Here is a 17,058-nt window from a genome sequence, read left to right as displayed (position 1 = left end):
CCATGATCAAGGAAACGGATTACAACCAGGACGACAAAACCGTCCTGCTCGATCGTCAGGGCCACGGACCGGCAGCCAGTCCGCTGACCGACTTCGCCGCGCCGCCGCGCTTCGAGCAACTGGAAGAACGGATGATCTACGCCGCGCGCCTGCGCCCGGCGGAGGCGTTCAACATCAGCCTCAATTCGCTGGTGGCGGCGTCGTCCGAACTGCTCTCGGAAGTGGTGCGCCTCAAGCACAGCGAAACTCGCGAAGACCTCTACGCGCTCAACGAGCGCCTGACCGCCGGGCTCAAACTGTTCGAAGTGCGCGCCCTGCACAACGGCGCCGAAAGCAGCCAGGTGATGGCCGCGCGTTACGTGCTCTGCACCGTGGTCGACGAAGCTGTGGTGACTACGCCGTGGGGCAACGAAAGCGAGTGGTCGCAGATGAGCCTGCTCAGCAGCTTCCACAACGAGACCTTCGGTGGCGAGAAGTTCTTCCAGCTGCTCGATCGCCTGTCGAAGAACCCGGTCAAACACCTGCCGATGCTCGAGCTGATGTACCTGTGCCTGTCCCTCGGTTTCGAGGGCAAGTACCGCGTGCAGGCCCGTGGCATGCTCGAACTCGAAGGCATCCGCGACGCCCTGTACCGGCAGATCCGTCAGTTGCGTGGCGACGTGCCGCGCGAGTTGTCGCCGCACTGGGAAGGCCTCAACGATCAGCGCCGCAACCTGGTGCGCATCGTGCCGGCGTGGATGGTGGTGCTGTTCACGTTGGTCTGCCTGGTGGTGATGTATTCGGGCTTCGCCTGGGTCCTGGGCGAGCAGCGCGACACCGTTCTGCAACCTTATCAGCCGCTTGATCCGGCCGCGGTGCAACCGCAGTCGCAGCCGTAAACAGGGACGTGTGATGAAAAAGTTTTTCAAGAAAGTCGGCGCCTTCCTGCGCCAGACCTGGGTCTGGACTCTGCTGCTGGTGCTGTTCGTGGCGCTGCTGGTGTGGTTCGTCGGCCCGTTGTTGGCGGTGGATGACTACAAGTTCTGGGAAAGCGCGACCTCGCGTCTGCTGACCATCGCCGTGTTGTTCCTGATCTGGGGCCTGACCATGGTCTTCGTCAGCTGGCGCGCGGGCATCCGCAAGAAAGCCGTCGAAGAAACCGAAGATGGCCAGGATCGCATCCGTCGTGACGAGCTGATCGAAGAAGAGCAGAAAGAGTTGAAGGCGCGCTTCAAGGACGCGCTGAAAACCCTGAAGACTTCGAGCCTGTATCGCGGCCGCAGCGAACGCTGGCGCAACGACTTGCCGTGGTACCTGCTGATCGGTCCGCAGGCTTCCGGCAAGACCAGTCTGCTGGACTTCTCCGGGCTGGAATTCCCGATCAACAAGATCGACCGCAAGCTGACCCGCGACACCCTCGGCACCCGTCATTGCGACTGGTACTTCGCCGATCACGGTGTGCTGATCGACACCGCCGGGCGCTACACCACGCAGCCGGACGCCGAAGTCGACGGCAGTGCCTGGACCACCTTGCTCGAACTGCTGCGCAAGCGTCGTCGCGGGCGTCCGTTGAACGGTGTGCTGGTGACCATTCCGGTGGAATCGCTGATCGGTGGCAGCGAGCAGGACATCGACACTCTGGCGCGCCAGGTGCGCGGTCGTCTGCAAGACGTCTATCAGAAACTGCACGTCGATGTGCCGGTGTATCTGGTACTGAGCAAGGCTGACAAGCTGCTCGGTTTCGACGAGTTCTTCGATCAACTGACCCGCGAAGAAAGCGATCAGGTGCTGGGTACCAGTTTCCGCAAGGATCAGGTCGGCACCGACGTCGCGGTACTGCGCGGCGAATTCGAAGAGCTGCTGCGGCGCCTGAACAATCAGGTGATCATGCGCATGCACTCCGAGCGCGATACCCAGCGCCGTGGCCGCATCCTCGACTTCCCGCATCAACTGGGGCAGATCGGTGAGCGCCTGTGCCTGTTCGTCGACATGGCGTTCACTGGCAACCGGTATCAGCGCGCGTCGCTGCTGCGGGGTTTCTACCTGACCAGCGCTCCGCACCTGACGCAGGAAATGGACGCGACCACCGCCGGCATCGGCGCCAACCTCGGCATGAATGCCGGCGTGCTGCCGACCCTGCGCAGCGGCCGTTCGCGTTTCATCCATCATCTGTTCAGCCGGGTGATTTTCCCCGAGTCGGATCTGGCCGGCCTCGACAAGCGTGAGCGCAGCCGCATCCATTGGGGTCAGCGTGCGTTGTACGTTGGCGCACTGGCGGCACTGGCGCTGTTCGGCATGCTCTGGGCCGGTGGTTTCTCGGCCAACTATGAGCGTCTGGAAAACCTGCGCACGCTGGCGCAGAACTGGACTCAGCAGCGTTCGGCGCTGACCCCGCGTGATGACGCGATGGGCGTGTTGAAAACCCTCGACACCAGCTACGCCGCGACTCAGGTGTTCCCGAAGAAGGGCGACGTTTCGTACCACGAGCGTGGCGGTCTGTATCAGGGCGAAGACGTCAATCCGGTGGTCAGGCAAGCCTACGAGCATGAGCTCGAAGCGCAATTGCTGCCACGGGTCGCGACGATGCTCGAAGGGCAGATCCGCGCCAACATGAAGGACCGCGACAAGCTGCTCAACAGCCTGCGTGCGTACCTGATGCTGAACATGAAAGACCGTCGTGACGCGGTGTGGCTCAAGGACTGGGTCGCCACTGACTGGTCGCAGCGCTACACCGGCAACACCGCGGTGCAGAATGGTCTGAACACCCACCTTGAGCGCCTGCTGAAGCAGCCGTTCATCTACCCGCTGAACGATCAACTGGTGACTCAGGCACGTCAGGTGCTGCGCGCCGAATCGCTGGCCACCGTGGTGTATCGCATGCTCCGCGAGCAGGCGCGCAACCTGCCGGAATACCGTTTCAGCCAACACCTCGGCCCGCAAGGCTCGCTGTTCATCGGCACCGAATACGTGATCCCGGGGTTCTATACCCAGCAGGGTTATCAGCAATACTTCTCGGTGCAGGGTTCGGCGCTGGTCACTGACATCCTGCGTGACAACTGGGTGCTGGGCGAAGGCGCGGGCATCAGCGACATGGACTTGCGTCGCCTGATGGTCGAGCTGGAGCAGCTGTACTTCCGCGATTACGCCAACTACTGGAGCGAGGCCGTTGGCCAGGTGGCCTTGCCGCCGATCAGCGACGCCGGTGAAGGCGCCGAGCAACTGGCGGGCCTGACTTCGGCCAACTCGCCGGTGCTGGCATTGCTCACGGAAGTGCGCGAGAACACGCGCTTCCCGGCTGCTGCCGATCCGGTGGATGAAGCTGGTGATGCCGCCGATGCACTGGCAGGGCAGAAGGGCAAACTGGGCAAGGTCGGCAAACTGGCCTCGGCTGTCGCCGACAAGGCTTCGGCGATGGCCGTGGCGAAAAGCCTGCCGGACACCGCGAAGAAGTCGCTGCAACGCCGCTTCGAGCCGCTGCACCGTTTGCTCGATGACAACAACGGCCCGGCCGCAGACCTGACCCCGGCCATCAGCGCGCTCAACGACCTGCAACTGCAACTGTCCGGTCTGGCCCGTTCCAGCACGCCGGAACAAGCCGCGTTCGAAATGGCGAAAACCCGCATGAGCGGCCAGCGTGATGCGCTGACCAACCTGCGTGCGGCCTCGGGTCGCCTGCCGCGTCCGCTGAGCGTGTGGTTCAACGTGTTGGCCGAAGACTCGTGGCGCCTGGTGCTCAACGACGCTTACCAATACCTGAACGGCCGTTATCAGAACGAGCTGTACAGCGTGTATGGCAAAACCATCAGCAAGCGTTATCCGTTCAGCGCCAGCAGCACCAGCGACGTGGCGATCAGCGACTTCCGCGAGTTCTTCCGCGCTCAAGGCACCGTCGATCGCTTCTTCGACAGCTACATGCGTCCGTTCGTCAGCGGTGATCCGGGCAACTACCGGATGCGCAGCGTCGACGGTCACAGCCTGCCGGTGTCGAAGATGTACCTCGACCAGATGGCAGCAGCCCTGACGATTCGTCAGAGCTTCTTCTCGATCAACCCGGCCGAGCCGACCGTGCAGTTCAAACTGGAGCCGTACACCCTCGATCCGGCCGTCAGCCGTTCCGAGTTCAAGTTCGGCGACAAGACCATGGAATACCGCCACGGTCCGATCCTGCCGATGACGTTCAAGTGGCCGACCGATGCTGAAGACGGTCGCACCAGCCTGGTGATGGACAAGATGGCCGGGCGTCCGATTGGCATCGAGAAGAACTCGGGCCCATGGTCGCTGTTCCGTCTGTTCGACCTGATGCAGACCGAGTACCTGACCGGTCGCGACGTGCTGGTGCTCAAAGCCGACGTGGGTGGCCTGCGCGCCAACTACCTGCTGACCAGCCAACGCACGCCGAACCCGTTCGACATGGGCGTGCTGCGTACCTTCCGTATGCCGGTGCAGCTCTGATGCTGGTGGCCAGTCCCTGGCGCAGCGCGGCGCGTACCGACCCGGGCAAGGTGCGGGCGCGCAACGAAGATGCCTTCCTCGACTCGCCACAGCAGGGGCTGTGGGTGGTCGCGGACGGCATGGGCGGTCATCAGGGTGGCGACATCGCCAGCCAGTTGATCGTCGCCAGCCTGGCTGAACTGCCGCAGCACGAGGACTTCGACGAACGCCTCAAAGCCATCCGCCAGTGCCTGCACTGGTTGAACCGGCGCTTGGGGCAGGAGTTGACGGTCACCGCCGGACGCCACGACAGCATCATGGGTAGCACCGTCGTGGCGCTGCTGGTGGAAGGCAATCGCGCGGCCTGCATCTGGGCCGGCGACAGCCGTTGCTATATGTGGCGTGGGCAGCGGCTGTATCAGCTGTCCAAGGACCATTCGCTGCAACAGCAACTGATCGACGAGCAACAGATGAGCGTCGAACAGGCGGCAGCGCACCCGGCGGCTCAGGCCTTGACCCGAGCCGTCGGCGCCGCCGAACAGCTGACCCTGGATGTCCTCGAACTCGAGGTCTATCCGGGCGATGCGTTTTTGCTGTGCAGCGATGGTTTGTATCAGGGCCTGAGCAGCGATGCCCTCGGCAACGCCCTCAGCCTCAGCGCGCCGCACGTGGCGCTGGAACGTCTGTTCGACGGCGCCCTGCGGGGCGCCGCTCGGGACAACCTGACTGCCGTGGTGATCCGCCAATGACTGAAATCGAATCCTCAGTCGATGACTTGCTGATGAGCGAAGAGCAGGCCAGCAACCTGACCTACTTCGCCTTCGCCAAGGCAAACAACGCCGAGCCGCTGCTGGCGCCGACCAAGGCCAGCATCGGTGCATTGCCGGACGTACTCGCCGGCCGCTACCACCTCGAGCGTCTGCTCGGGGCTGGCGGCATGGGCGCGGTCTATCGGGCACGGGATCTGCTGCACGAGCAGTTCGGCGATCCCGACCCTTACATTGCGCTGAAAATCCTCAGCGAAGAATTTGCCGAATCGCCGGACGCCAGTGCCTTGCTCTACAGCGAGTTCGCCCTGACCCGACGCCTGCGCCACGACAACGTCGTGCGTGCACACACTTTTGAAGTCGATACCGACTGCCAGCGGGCCTTCATCACCATGGAATACATGCGTGGCCTGACCCTGGACAAATTGCTCTGCGAGCGGCCGCTGGGCCTGCCGTGGAAAGAAACGCGCGACATCGCGTTGCCGCTGCTCGACACGCTGGCCTACGCCCACCGTCGCGGCGTGCTGCACGGTGACATGAAACCGAGCAATGTCATGCTCAGCGAAGACGGCCCGCGCCTGTTCGACTTCGGTCTCGGCCAGGCAGACGAGGGCGTGTTGCCCGGCCTGCCGCACCTGAGCCGCGAGCGTTTCAACGCCTGGACCCCGGGCTACGCCGCCCCCGAACTGCTTGAGGGCCAACCGTTGTCGGCCAGCGCGGACGTCTACGGCGTGGCTTGCGTGATCTATGAACTGGCGAGCGGCAAACACCCGTTCCGCCGCTTGCCCTCGACCCAGGCCCGCGACGAGCACCTGGAGCGCGAGCTGCAAGCCCCGGCGAACTTACCGAAACACGGCTGGCCAGCGCTGCGAACCGCGCTGAGCTTCAATGCGGCAGAACGCACCATCACTGCCCAACAATTGCGTGACGCCTTGGGCGCCACTTCGTCCTGGCTGCAACGGTTGCGACTTCGGGCGTAACGGACGACATTCGAACAGGGAGCGCTTTATGTTCAACCCAGCTAACGAAACCCACTTCAGCCTCAAGGTCGAAGACTACGTGGGCGACCTGCAAGTGCTGTCGTTCACCGGCACCGAAGGCATCAGCCAGCCGTTTCGTTTCGACCTCGAACTGGTCAGCGAAAACCCCGATCTGGACTTGGAAAAGCTCCTGCACAAGCAGGCGTTCCTCGCGTTCGATCCACAGGGCTCGGGCATCCACGGCCAGATCTACCGCGTTGCCCAGGGCGATGCCGGCAAGCGCCTGACCCGCTACAAAGTCTCGCTGGTGCCGCAACTGCAATACCTGCATCACCGCACCAACCAGCGAATCTACCAGCAAATGTCGGCGCCGAAAATCATCGCGCTGATCCTCGACGAACACGGGATCAAGGGCAACGCCTACAGCTTCCAGCTCAGCCAGCCGTGCCCGGATCGCGACTACTGCGTGCAGTACGACGAAACCGATCTGCACTTCGTCCAGCGCCTGTGCGAAGAGGAGGGTATTCACTACCACTTCCAGCACAGCGACAAGGCCCACCTGCTGGTGTTCGGTGATGACCAGACCGTGTTCCCCGACCTCGGCCAGCCGACCGCCTACATACAGGGCAGTGGCATGGTCGCCGAAGAACCGGTGATCAAGGGCTTCAAGCTGCGCCTGGAAACCCGCACCAGCCGCACCACGCGCCGCGACTACGACTTCGAAAAACCGCGCCTGCAAATGGAAGCAGCGTATAAACCGGATGGCGAGAGCACTGAACCGGATCTCGAAGACTACGACTACCCGGGCCGCTTCATCGACCGCGCGCGCGGCAAGTTCCTCAGCCAGCGCGCCCTGGAACGCCACCGGGCCGACTACCGCCAGGCCGAAGGTCGCGGCGACCAGACCAAACTGGTCAGCGGCCACTTCATGGCCATGTCCGACCACCCGCGCAGCGAGTGGAACGACCTGTGGCTGCTCACCGAAATCTTCCACGAAGGCAAACAGCCGCAAGTCCTCGAAGAAGGCGTGACCAGCGACACCACCGACAACAAGGACGACTTCCACCAGGGCTACCGCAACACCTTCCTCGCCACCCCGTGGGACGTGTTCTACCGCCCGGCCCTCGAACACCCGAAACCGCGCGTGCTCGGCAGCCAGACCGCCATGGTCACCGGCCCCAAAGGCGAAGAAATCCACTGCGACCAATACGGCCGCATCAAAGTGCAATTCCACTGGGACCGCGAAGGCCTGGCCGACGACAAAACCAGCTGCTGGCTGCGCGTCTCCAGCTCCTGGGCCGGCGACCGCTACGGCGCCATCAGCATCCCGCGCATCGGCATGGAAGTCCTCGTCACCTTCCTCGAAGGCGACCCCGACCAACCCCTCGTCACCGGCTGCCTGTACCACAAGGAAAACCCGGTGCCGTACGCCCTGCCGGCAAACAAAACCCGCAGCGTCTTCAAAACCCTCAGCTCCCCGGGTGGCGGCGGTTACAACGAACTGCGCATTGAAGACAAAAAGGGTGCGGAGCAGATCTACATCCACGCCCAGCGCGACTGGGACGAAAACATCGAGCACGACCAGAAAATCCGCGTCGGTAACGAACGCCACGACACCGTGGTGAAGAACACCTACACCGAGCTCAAGGCTGAAGAACACCGCACCACCATCAGCGATCGCAAGATCGAAGCGAAGCTGGATGATCACCTGACTGTTGGGCAGAACCAACACATCAAACTCGGTACGGCGCAGCTCACCAGCGTGGGCAAAGAGATTCACCTCAAGGCTGGGGACAAGATTGTTATCGAGGCGGGGACGGAGCTGACCATCTTAGGGGGTGGGAGCTTTATCAAGCTCGATGGCGGTGGTGTGACGGTGGTTGGGCCGGTGGTGAAGATTAATGCCGGGGGCTCGCCGGGGAGTGGCACCGGGATCGGGATTCTGGCTCCGGTCATTCCACTGATTGCTGATCAGGCTCGGGCGGGCAATACACTTAAATCCGGGACTGCGAATAGCCCGAAATATGATGAACAGATCCGTTTTGTGACTGGCCTAGGTCAACCTATCAAGTCGGTAAAAGCCGCAATTATTCTCCCTTCTTCAGTCGCTCCAAAAATCTCCAAAAGCAACACCGAGGGTCTGCACCCGCGTGTTGTAAGCGATAGCGAGGAAACCGCGGAAGTCCATTTGATGTGGGATGAACTCATCGTGCCGGAAGGCTCCGACGATTACGAAGCGAGTAGAAATAAATGAGCACACCTGTTGCTACCTTCAAAACAAACAATCAGAGCTGCTCCGTTCAAGACATTACGTTGAAATGTGACAAATTGTGGACGATGGGGCAGCAAGAGGCGATCAGTCGGCTAAGTGTGGCTGAGACGAGCTGGTTCTCTTCGTCCAGCAAGATGGTATTGGTGGGTGATTTCAGCGCACGAGCCGCACGCATCGCCGCTGCCTATGCCGAGTTTTATTTGGAGCGTGGTGAAGATGGAAAGCCAGACTTAAAAGGTAGATTTTATTGGATGGGGCTGGCAGCTTTCGCGAGTAAGCAGGTCATGTGCGGTCTGGATTACATTCCTTCGGAACCGTACCTGACAGGGATAGTGCCGTTGCCGTTTCAGATCCCCTACAAAATAGGTAAAAACGGCCTCGGTATGGGCAATTTTTGGCTGTTTCAGGATATTTTTGTTTGGCACTGGTTCTATAAAAAGTATCCAGAACAATTTAATGATTGTGCGCCGAAGCGAAATGCCAAGAGCTGTGATGCGCAAGTTCAAATGAATATTGATGAACTGCCTTGGGCAGACGATGCACTACCCGTTCTGAATAATCTGGGCTTGACCCCAGATATCACCACTGGCTTCAATCTTATAAAAAAATCCGAGACGACATCTGATCCAGTTGCGAAACGAAATCTTCAGCAGCAATCGCTTCTGGCAATTGCTGATCATGAGCAAAGAAGAATTCTTCAGCCGCTTATTTACAACGGATTTCTGTTTCAGAAGGTTCTACAGACTCAAGCTGCTGCCGAAGGTGCCCCTTTTGTACCGTTACGGGTTGCCTCTTTTAGTTCTGCTTGTGATGTGAACAATAAGGAGTTGAGAGTTCAGATGACGAAAGGCGATTTGTTTAACGAGTCAGATCGAATGGTGTTCATTCAGGAAATTGCAGAGCAGTACCATAAAATGATGGGGCAGAAAAAAGAATATATGGAGCAGCAAATAGGGATGATTTCTACCTGGAAAAACCGGAAATGAAAATTTATGGCTTATTGGTTTTTTTATTGCTTGCAGCATGCGGCGATTCAGACAGTGTAGGAGCTGGCTCCATGACGAACAAAAATCCGCTAATCAGTGTTGAGATTGGCGAAGAGATCAAAGATCTACTTTCTAATTCCCCGGTGCCTTTCTCGAAAGAGTGCATCTCTGACGTAAACATGTGTTGGTATAAAGTCAAGAAGTCTTTCGGTGACGATGATCTGCCGTCAGTTGAGGTGAATAAAAATCTGCGACTGAATCAGGTCGCCAGCGTCAGCACTGCAGTAGATGGTGAGGTAGGTACGACTACAGAGAACCTTGACTTATCGGTTCGCAGCCTCCCGGATGGCAGCAAACATGATGAGTATCGAGCGTTTTTGTACGGGTTGATTAAAGACATAAAAAAAGCGGGTTGGATGCACTATTACGCACCTTCTGACCCAAGAATTTCGGGCAGTCAGATTGACAAGATTAATTCAGCTGATGAAGTTATGGGGGATTACGTATTAAGCCACCCGTGGCTGGATCCGAACTATGAACTGGATCTTGAGCGGTGGTTGAAGGTTGGTAAATTTTACAATTGGCATTTTCACAAAGATGGCAATCATCTGACGTTGAAGGCATGGCGGCGAGATTCTGATGATGCTCCTGATGAGCGCGGAACCTATTTGGTGAGCTTGAGCTTCACAACCGACCGTGAGTATTGGAGTGCTGCTTTTCCAGAGACTGAAGATAAAAAACGCTGGAAAGAACTGCTACCAGGCAAGTTGAAAGAATACGCTGCGATTCGGCAGTCCCGGGAAAACAAGGCGGAAAAGGCGGGTATTGAAATTGATTCGAGCTATCAAGACCCAACCATCCAAGCATTAAAGTAAGCAGGTTGAATGGGGGCGGATTGTGTATTGAGTTTTGCCCGTCCCCCTTAAACTCTCCACCCCAAGTAATGCGCTCAGGACACGGAATGCCAGCCCCCTCGACCTCGCTTCGCCCCGCGGTAGTGTTCTGGTTATACACCGCCGCAATCGTGCACATACTTGCCGGCCTCACCCTGGCCTGGGCCGGGCATTCCGGATTACTTGACGGCTATCTGCACACCCTGGAACTCGCATTCTGGGGCGCCGATGCGGTACCTGCCGCCGGCCACGAACAACAGGTCTGGTGGCTCGCGCTGTTTGGCGCGACGCTGCAAAGTTATTCGCTGTACATGCTCGCGCTGGTGCACTTGGGCAATCGCTTGAAAGCTCCAGCAGTGTGGGGATGGTTGATCGCCGGCATCCTGTTATGGGCGCCGCAGGACATGTGGCTGTCTGCGCAAAAGCAGGTTTGGTCGCATCTGTGGCTCGACGGTTTTGCGTTGCTGGTGTTGTTACCGCCGCTGGTGTGGCTGTATCGCCATGACCGCCGGAAGTCTCCTGCAGTAAACACAACGAGCCTGTCTAACCCGTTTGCCAGCGGCGCTTTCAAGCGCGTGCTGATCACCGGCGGCACCGGGTTCATCGGTGAAGCTTTGGTCAACCAACTGCTAGACGCCAGCCATTCGGTCAGCGTCCTAACGCGCGACCCGTTGAACGCGGCCAATCTATTCGACGGCCGCGCCCGCTGCGTGCATTCGCTCAGCGAACTCAGCCGCGACGAAGCCTTCGACGTAGTGATCAATCTCGCCGGCGCACCCGTCGCCGGCCCACGCTGGACTCCCAAACGTCAGGCGCAACTGCTCGCCAGCCGAGTCGGCACCACCGAAGCATTGATGACCTGGCTAAAGAACACCAAGCAAAAACCATCGCTGTGGATTCAAGCCTCTGCCATCGGCTTCTACGGCGTGCGCGATGCCAGCGAAAGCCTCGGTGAACACGCCAGCAAGGGCGACGGTTTCATGGCCGAACTCTGCGCGCGTTGGGAAGCCGCCGCGCAACCGGCCACTGAGTTTGGCGTGCGTCAGGTGGTGCTGCGTCTTGGCGTGGTCTTCGGCCCGGGCGGCGCGTTGACGCCGTTGCTGCTGCCGTTCCGCTTGGGCTTCGGCGGGCGCATGGGCGATGGTCGGCAGATCATGAGTTGGGTGCATCGCGATGATGTGCTTCAGGTGATCGCAATGGCTTTCGATGACGACAGTCTGCGCGGTACCTACAACATGGTGGCGCCGGAAACGGTCAGTCAGGCAGCGTTCGCCGAGCAGGCCGGCAAGGTCCTCAAGCGTCCGGTGTGGTTCCATATTCCCGCCGCGCCAGTGCGTGCGCTGGCAGGGGAGATGGCGCAGTTGTTCTTCGATGGTCAGCGCGTGGTGCCGCAGCGTTTGACCGAGGCTGGCTACACATTCCGTTATCCAACCCTCGACGCTGCTCTGCGCGATCTGACCTGAGGATCGTCCATGAGCAAGCCCTTGATGTATCTGCTGGCCGGCAACGGCAGCGCCGCCGATTGGTGGAGTGACGCGCTGCCGCACTTTCAGCGTTACGACGTGGTGCCGCTGGAGCTGCCGGGCTTCGGCGCCAACCTGCAGCCGCCCTGCGAGGATCTGGCGGACTACGCGCAGACCTTGCTGGCGATGACACAGCAGGGCAGCGCGATCATGGCGGTCGGGGTCAATGCGTTGCTGGTGTTGCATGCGTTGCAACGTCGGCCGGGGCACTTCTCCCGCAGCGTTTTGTTGGCGCCAGTCGGTGCGTTTCTATGGCAGCGGCGGTTGCCGGCGCTGATGTCGCCGCTGCCGATTCGCAAGACCATTCACTGGCTGCTGTCGAACAAACCCGCGCTGTTCGCGCGCAAGTTCTCCAACCAGACCTGGACCCCCGCGCAATACCAGCGCATGGGCGCCGGTTATGCGCGCTGCCGTGCGTTCGTTCCGCATTGGGATCTGATTCGTGCCGACACTGCGCTGCCGCTGCTGGAGTGGATCACCGATCCGGTCGAGCTGGTCTGGGGCGATCAGGACGCTGTGCTCGGCATCGAGCAAGCGGCGGCGTGGTCGGCGATTCTCGCTCGCGCTGATCTGACTATCAGCCTCAAACCCGGTTGGGGCCATTACCCGTGGATCGACTCGCCTGCGCAGTTCGCGCAGTGGCTGGAGTCGGGCGAGCGCGGGTTTGTCGCGCACACCAAGGGCGGGCGTTTGCGCTTGGCTGAACTGGCCCGGCAAGCGGTGCCGGCGGCGCTGACCCTCAACGATTGCAATGATCCGCGTCTGCCAGCATTTCTCGCTGCCCAACCCGACGTGACCTGGGCGGTGCGCTCCTCCAGTTATGGCGAGGATCAGGCCGATTCGGCAAATGCCGGTTTGAGCACAACCTATCTGCGCGAGCCGACCGCCAATGTGTCGAAACGCATCGCCGAACTGACGGCCGAAGGCGTCGAGGAAGTGGTGGTGCAGCGCTTCATCACGCCGGTAGTTTCCGGGATCGCGTTCGTGCGCCATCTCTCGGTAGAGCTGGAGTGGGTTGAAGGCCATCTCGAAACGCTGGCCGACGGTCACGTCAGCCCCTCACAAGCAACGCTTTCGCGGCTTGGTGATGCCTGGCGCAGCGGCACGTTCACGCCGTCCCACGGCTTGACCGAAGACCTGCTGTGGTGCTTTCTGCAAGACGTATTGCGCGTGTTCCACTACGTGCCCGGCGACGTCGAATGGGCCTGGGACGGCTCGCAACTGTGGCTGCTGCAATACCGGCCGATCAGCGATTATGGCTGGCGCCGGCACCTGACCGCCGCCAACATCGCCGAGATCCTGCCGCCGCAACCGAGCGTGCTGGTCGAGTACGCCCAGCGCCGCGCGGCAGCGAGTATCCCGGCGATCATGGCGCGCTGGGATGCGCGAGTGTTGCAGGACAACGAGCCATTCACTGCTGTGTTCGGCGGTGCTTCCTACATCAACAATGATCTGTTTCTTGCCCGGTTGGCCGACTGGGGCATCAGCGCCGCTAACTACGCCGGTGAAGTTGGCGGAGCGACGCCGCATCTGCCGTGGCAACCGCTGAAGATGCTGCGTTCTTTGCCGCTGTTTTTACGTATGCAACGCAAGGCTCGCGGCCATTTGCTGAATCTTGAAAACGGCTTGCAGCGCTTCGATCGGGAACTGGCCGAACTCGTCGCCCAAGCTGCCGATGGTCAGCAATTGGCGGACTGGTTCACACGGTTTTACGTGTTCGTCGTGCAAGGCAATCTGTGCATTGCCACGGCGCTGGCGAGCAGTGGCGGCGACTGGCTGGGCCGCCCGCCGACCGCGTACGACAACCTGGAAAACTGTCCGCACCGATTGCCGTGGGAAACCGATCCGGCCACCCCGCGACCCGCGTCGAGCGAGCTGCCGCTACAGCCATTCCCGCAATGGTCCGGGCTGGTCCGCCTCGCGCATTCGACCGGCCTGCCGGGCCTGCGCGGTTACTACCTGCAAGTACGCGAGTGGTACCGCGACAACCTGATGCGCATCTTCTTCCGTCTGCATCACGCCATGCCGATGGCGGATCGCGAGCACTGGTTTGCGCCGCATCCCGACGTGCGCACCCGTGACGGCAGCTTCTGGCAGGACGGTCGCGAAGGTGCGGAGCAGGCCACCGGTTTCATGATTTATCCGGGGCAAGTGCAAGGCATTCTGGGCGAGGATATTTTGCTCGAAGACACCCTCGATCCGGGGCGGCACGCGCATTACCAAACGGCGCGGGCAGTGATTGCGCGGATGGGTGGGCGGTTGTCGCATGGCTCGACGTTGCTGCGCGAATTGCGAAAGCCGTCGGCGGTGATGCCGCAGGTGGATCCTGCGTGGGTGGGGTGTGAGGTGTTGTATCGGGATGGTGAGTTGCAATTGATGAATTCGAAGGATACGAAGTGAAACGACGGTTGTTGATGTGTTTGGCCTGGTTGCCGATGGTGAGCATGGCGACGGATCTGTGCAATTCGGAGACCGATACGAAGAATTTTCTCTCGCAATGGGTGGAAAGACCCGATTACATCCTGGATATACATTCAAGTTTTCAACCTGATGGATTCAGTCTGGAGGAGGGCAAGGTGGTGTATCACGGCGATCTTAATGACGACGGCCAGGAAGATTTCATTTTCACCTCCTACTCAAGCCGTGGTTCAGCGGGTGACTCGACCTTCGCCTTCCTCATCCAGTGCCACGGTTACTTGAAGCATGTCGGGGGCGATTATTTCGCCGAGGTCAAAGTTCTGGACGGTACGCCCAAGAACGGCGGCGATGTAAAAGACATCGAGATCTACTCCTACATTCGCGATAAGCGCGGCCAGATCCGCTACAAGGGCAAAGAGGCCATGACCCGGCCACATCTGTGGCGATTCAATCCGCACACACAGCTTTATGAAGGGCAGTCTGAGTGAGCCGACGGTCCCCACTGCATTTACGGAGTTACTACGTGAAAGGATTTTCGATTGTTCTCGGCAGCTTGATATTGGCTGCCGCGTCCATGGCATTCGCTGCCGACCCAACCTTCAAGGATTACACCGTCACGCCAGTGTTCACCGGCCCCAACCATAAGTTGGTGCTGCAAGAAAACAGCAGCTCAATGATGGATCAGGCACGGGTGCAAGCCTTGCAAGGCAAGGTCAACTTCGCCGGCCATTACATCCTGCACAGACTAGGTTGTGGCGGCAGCGCCATTTGCGGCGAAGTGCTGGATGCCCAGACCGGTGAGGTTGTTGGCGGTCTGCCGAATGCTTACGACGGCAGCACCTTCGGCATGGTTTACCAGCCCGATAGTCGTTTGATCATCGTCTCCGGCATCACGCTCGACGGTGAAGAGGACGCCCAAGGGAATGCGTTGGAAAGCGGCAACCGGGATCGTTACTACGAGTTTGTGAATAACGAATTCCGGCTGCTGAGCATGACAGACGTGGAATCGTCGCCGATGGATGAGGAGTGAGTCGATGAATCGGTTTTTCATTCGGCCTGTGCTGATTGCGCTTTCGCTTTTATCTCATTCACTGCCCGCGACTGCCAGCGAAGGGAGTTGCTACGGCTACCTTACTGAGCTTGTCAGGAGCAGCGATTTTCCGTTTCGTTATGTCGGCAAGGACAAGGTCAATTTGCTGATCGATGAGGATGACGGTGAAGTAGTGCGCGCTCAGCTGTTTTTCGACACCGACGGCACCGGCACGATTGGCTGGATCAAATACACCCCGGCTACCCGTGTATTGCTCAATAGCTCGGCGGAGTTGGAGGAGCCAGTGGCATTGTCATTCGATGCCAAGTTTGCGGACGGCTATGCGAAGTGCTTGGCGGAACAACAGGCTGGTTAACGGCGAAAAGGATTTCTTAATGAATCAGTTTTTGTTTTTCGGGGGGCTGGCATGGTTGTTCTCTTCCCCAGCCTTCGCCGCGCCGACGGATGCTTACACCCAACGCGATGTCATGCAGTGCGGCGGTGTTGAAGTGGTGTTGGTGTCGTCTTGCCGATCGGTGACGGTGGATGATGCGGAAACCCACGTTATCCCGGTTTGCTCCGACCAGACCATCAACATCGGTAGCAAGGTGCTTCGACGCGATATCAGCAAAGTTTCACAACTCACTTCCGACGGTGCGAAGACGAAGATGTTGAGCAATGTCGTTGTGGCGATGGATTGCGTGGAAGGCACCCAGGGCAGCCTTGTTTCGATAGGCGGATATGGCGGTTGTGGTGCCTGCGCGGAGTGGCATGGGTATTACTCGACAGCAGGGCTATTGGAGCAATACAGCTTCGATAATAACCAACGCTCTTTTGGCTCGAAGGGATCTCGGGAAGAGCTGATCAAGGCCTATGGCGTTACGAAGAGACAGCTAATGTCAGAAAGCCCGGCGGTGAAGAGGATCGTCTATGGCCAGCCTTAAGTGGGTGTTGATGATCAACTGCCTTCTTGCCGCCACAAGTGCCCTTGCCGAGGACCCGCCCATAGTCGGTATCGACGGACACACGGTTACGTTTCGAGCGACAAAGTGGACTATGCCCGGCGTTGAGCCGGGGATCGCATGGTTCACCGCCAACGGCAAAACCTTCCCGCTTTTCGGCGCCGACATTGGCGCCGATGGGCATTCCAATATGCTCAGTCCTGACAAGAAAACTCTGCTGCTCGATCCAGTGATCTTCGGGATGTTGTCGCTCGAGAATGGTGAAGAAAAACTGGAGTCGCAACAGCATTGCGTTGTGATCTCCATGGAGACCGGTTGCGTGCTGGCTGATCGTTGGTCCACTTTTTGTGTCGGTCAGTGGAAGGGCAATCAGTGGATTTCCGCAGACGGTGATGTGCTCACTCCTGCCCTGGAGACGAAGTCCCCAAAGGACTTGCTGAAATATGTTTCAAGTATGAGGCCGGCGCAATCCCGCGCAGAATCCATCGAATGGGGCCTGAACTTTTTAAGCCCCGAGTCCTACATGGCGTGCCATCCCCCGGCGCAAAATGTTCAGGCGTACAACGACCTGGGTTTTTATCTAGCCGAGGGCGGTAGAGATGAGCTGGCGCTGAAGTTTTATCGCGGCGTTGAAGCCGTTGGTAAACGCACGGTACTGATGTTGAACATTGCCGACTCGCTCTGGCGCCTTGATCGCAAAGATGAAGCGCAGCGCTATTACATCCAGTACCGCGACGCGATGAGTGCCGACGGCAGGGCGCAGAAAATACCTCGACGCGTAGTTGAGCGATCCGCAATTCAGGGAATGAAAAACTGA

The 17,058-nt window shown here is 59.5% G+C and carries 14 protein-coding genes; all 14 read left to right on the top strand.

The annotated features are described in order from the left end of the window. Positions 1-2 precede the first annotated feature (2 nt). The 14 genes from icmH to HDC30_RS12420 all read left to right on the top strand — a co-directional run bounded on the left by icmH (position 3) and on the right by HDC30_RS12420 (position 17,058). Positions 3-878, top strand: a complete 876-nt coding sequence (gene icmH, locus HDC30_RS12485) for a type IVB secretion system protein IcmH/DotU (protein ID WP_003229559.1) — start codon at positions 3-5, stop codon at positions 876-878. Between the two features lie 13 nt (positions 879-891). Continuing rightward, complete coding sequence (gene tssM / locus HDC30_RS12480; protein WP_123585878.1) at positions 892-4,431, top strand: type VI secretion system membrane subunit TssM; 3,540 nt, start codon at positions 892-894, stop codon at positions 4,429-4,431. Beyond that, positions 4,431-5,159 (top strand): PP2C family serine/threonine-protein phosphatase, encoded by a 729-nt coding sequence (locus tag HDC30_RS12475; protein WP_027610389.1) that lies wholly within the window; start codon positions 4,431-4,433, stop codon positions 5,157-5,159. The genes tssM and HDC30_RS12475 overlap by 1 nt, the downstream gene beginning before the upstream one ends. Next, positions 5,156-6,157 (top strand): serine/threonine-protein kinase, encoded by a 1,002-nt coding sequence (locus HDC30_RS12470; protein WP_183783269.1) that lies wholly within the window; start codon positions 5,156-5,158, stop codon positions 6,155-6,157. Before HDC30_RS12475 ends, HDC30_RS12470 begins: the two co-directional genes overlap by 4 nt. 28 nt (positions 6,158-6,185) lie before the next feature. Next, positions 6,186-8,411, top strand: coding sequence for a type VI secretion system tip protein VgrG (locus tag HDC30_RS12465; RefSeq protein ID WP_183783267.1), 2,226 nt, complete (start codon positions 6,186-6,188; stop codon positions 8,409-8,411). Next, the gene (locus HDC30_RS12460) at positions 8,408-9,415 is read left to right on the top strand and encodes a DUF2515 family protein (RefSeq protein ID WP_096795403.1); all 1,008 of its coding nucleotides are present in this window, start codon (positions 8,408-8,410) and stop codon (positions 9,413-9,415) included. Before HDC30_RS12465 ends, HDC30_RS12460 begins: the two co-directional genes overlap by 4 nt. After that, a complete protein-coding gene (locus HDC30_RS12455) occupies positions 9,412-10,290 on the top strand; it encodes a hypothetical protein (protein WP_183783265.1) in 879 nt (292 codons plus the stop codon). The genes HDC30_RS12460 and HDC30_RS12455 overlap by 4 nt, the downstream gene beginning before the upstream one ends. Before the next feature lie 86 nt (positions 10,291-10,376). Then, complete coding sequence (locus HDC30_RS12450; RefSeq protein WP_183783263.1) at positions 10,377-11,771, top strand: TIGR01777 family oxidoreductase; 1,395 nt, start codon at positions 10,377-10,379, stop codon at positions 11,769-11,771. Positions 11,772-11,780: 9 nt separating this feature from the next. Continuing rightward, positions 11,781-14,231, top strand: a complete 2,451-nt coding sequence (locus tag HDC30_RS12445; RefSeq protein WP_183783261.1) for an alpha/beta fold hydrolase — start codon at positions 11,781-11,783, stop codon at positions 14,229-14,231. Beyond that, positions 14,228-14,737 carry a hypothetical protein gene (locus HDC30_RS12440; protein ID WP_285373427.1) on the top strand — a complete coding sequence of 170 codons (510 nt, stop codon included), beginning with the start codon at positions 14,228-14,230 and terminating at the stop codon, positions 14,735-14,737. The genes HDC30_RS12445 and HDC30_RS12440 overlap by 4 nt, the downstream gene beginning before the upstream one ends. Before the next feature lie 86 nt (positions 14,738-14,823). Beyond that, positions 14,824-15,279, top strand: coding sequence for a hypothetical protein (locus HDC30_RS12435; protein WP_183783528.1), 456 nt, complete (start codon positions 14,824-14,826; stop codon positions 15,277-15,279). A gap of 4 nt (positions 15,280-15,283) precedes the next feature. After that, positions 15,284-15,655, top strand: coding sequence for a hypothetical protein (locus tag HDC30_RS12430; RefSeq protein WP_052032672.1), 372 nt, complete (start codon positions 15,284-15,286; stop codon positions 15,653-15,655). Positions 15,656-15,674: 19 nt separating this feature from the next. After that, entirely contained in the window at positions 15,675-16,223 is a 549-nt protein-coding gene (locus HDC30_RS12425) for a hypothetical protein (protein ID WP_047596813.1), read from the top strand. Then, positions 16,210-17,058 carry a type IV pilus biogenesis/stability protein PilW gene (locus HDC30_RS12420; protein WP_183783259.1) on the top strand — a complete coding sequence of 283 codons (849 nt, stop codon included), beginning with the start codon at positions 16,210-16,212 and terminating at the stop codon, positions 17,056-17,058. The genes HDC30_RS12425 and HDC30_RS12420 overlap by 14 nt, the downstream gene beginning before the upstream one ends.

The organism is Pseudomonas sp. JAI115 (assembly GCF_014200835.1).
In the GTDB taxonomy this organism is placed as follows: Bacteria; Pseudomonadota; Gammaproteobacteria; order Pseudomonadales; family Pseudomonadaceae; genus Aquipseudomonas; species Aquipseudomonas putida_A.
This window is presented reverse-complemented; position numbering and strand designations above follow the sequence as displayed.

Coding starts and splice junctions, on each gene's coding strand:
- icmH (WP_003229559.1), top strand. CDS start 3: ATGATCAAGGAAACGGATTACAACCAGGACGACAAAACCGTCCTGCTC.
- tssM (WP_123585878.1), top strand. CDS start 892: ATGAAAAAGTTTTTCAAGAAAGTCGGCGCCTTCCTGCGCCAGACCTGG.
- HDC30_RS12475 (WP_027610389.1), top strand. CDS start 4,431: ATGCTGGTGGCCAGTCCCTGGCGCAGCGCGGCGCGTACCGACCCGGGC.
- HDC30_RS12470 (WP_183783269.1), top strand. CDS start 5,156: ATGACTGAAATCGAATCCTCAGTCGATGACTTGCTGATGAGCGAAGAG.
- HDC30_RS12465 (WP_183783267.1), top strand. CDS start 6,186: ATGTTCAACCCAGCTAACGAAACCCACTTCAGCCTCAAGGTCGAAGAC.
- HDC30_RS12460 (WP_096795403.1), top strand. CDS start 8,408: ATGAGCACACCTGTTGCTACCTTCAAAACAAACAATCAGAGCTGCTCC.
- HDC30_RS12455 (WP_183783265.1), top strand. CDS start 9,412: ATGAAAATTTATGGCTTATTGGTTTTTTTATTGCTTGCAGCATGCGGC.
- HDC30_RS12450 (WP_183783263.1), top strand. CDS start 10,377: ATGCCAGCCCCCTCGACCTCGCTTCGCCCCGCGGTAGTGTTCTGGTTA.
- HDC30_RS12445 (WP_183783261.1), top strand. CDS start 11,781: ATGAGCAAGCCCTTGATGTATCTGCTGGCCGGCAACGGCAGCGCCGCC.
- HDC30_RS12435 (WP_183783528.1), top strand. CDS start 14,824: ATGGCATTCGCTGCCGACCCAACCTTCAAGGATTACACCGTCACGCCA.
- HDC30_RS12430 (WP_052032672.1), top strand. CDS start 15,284: ATGAATCGGTTTTTCATTCGGCCTGTGCTGATTGCGCTTTCGCTTTTA.
- HDC30_RS12425 (WP_047596813.1), top strand. CDS start 15,675: ATGAATCAGTTTTTGTTTTTCGGGGGGCTGGCATGGTTGTTCTCTTCC.
- HDC30_RS12420 (WP_183783259.1), top strand. CDS start 16,210: ATGGCCAGCCTTAAGTGGGTGTTGATGATCAACTGCCTTCTTGCCGCC.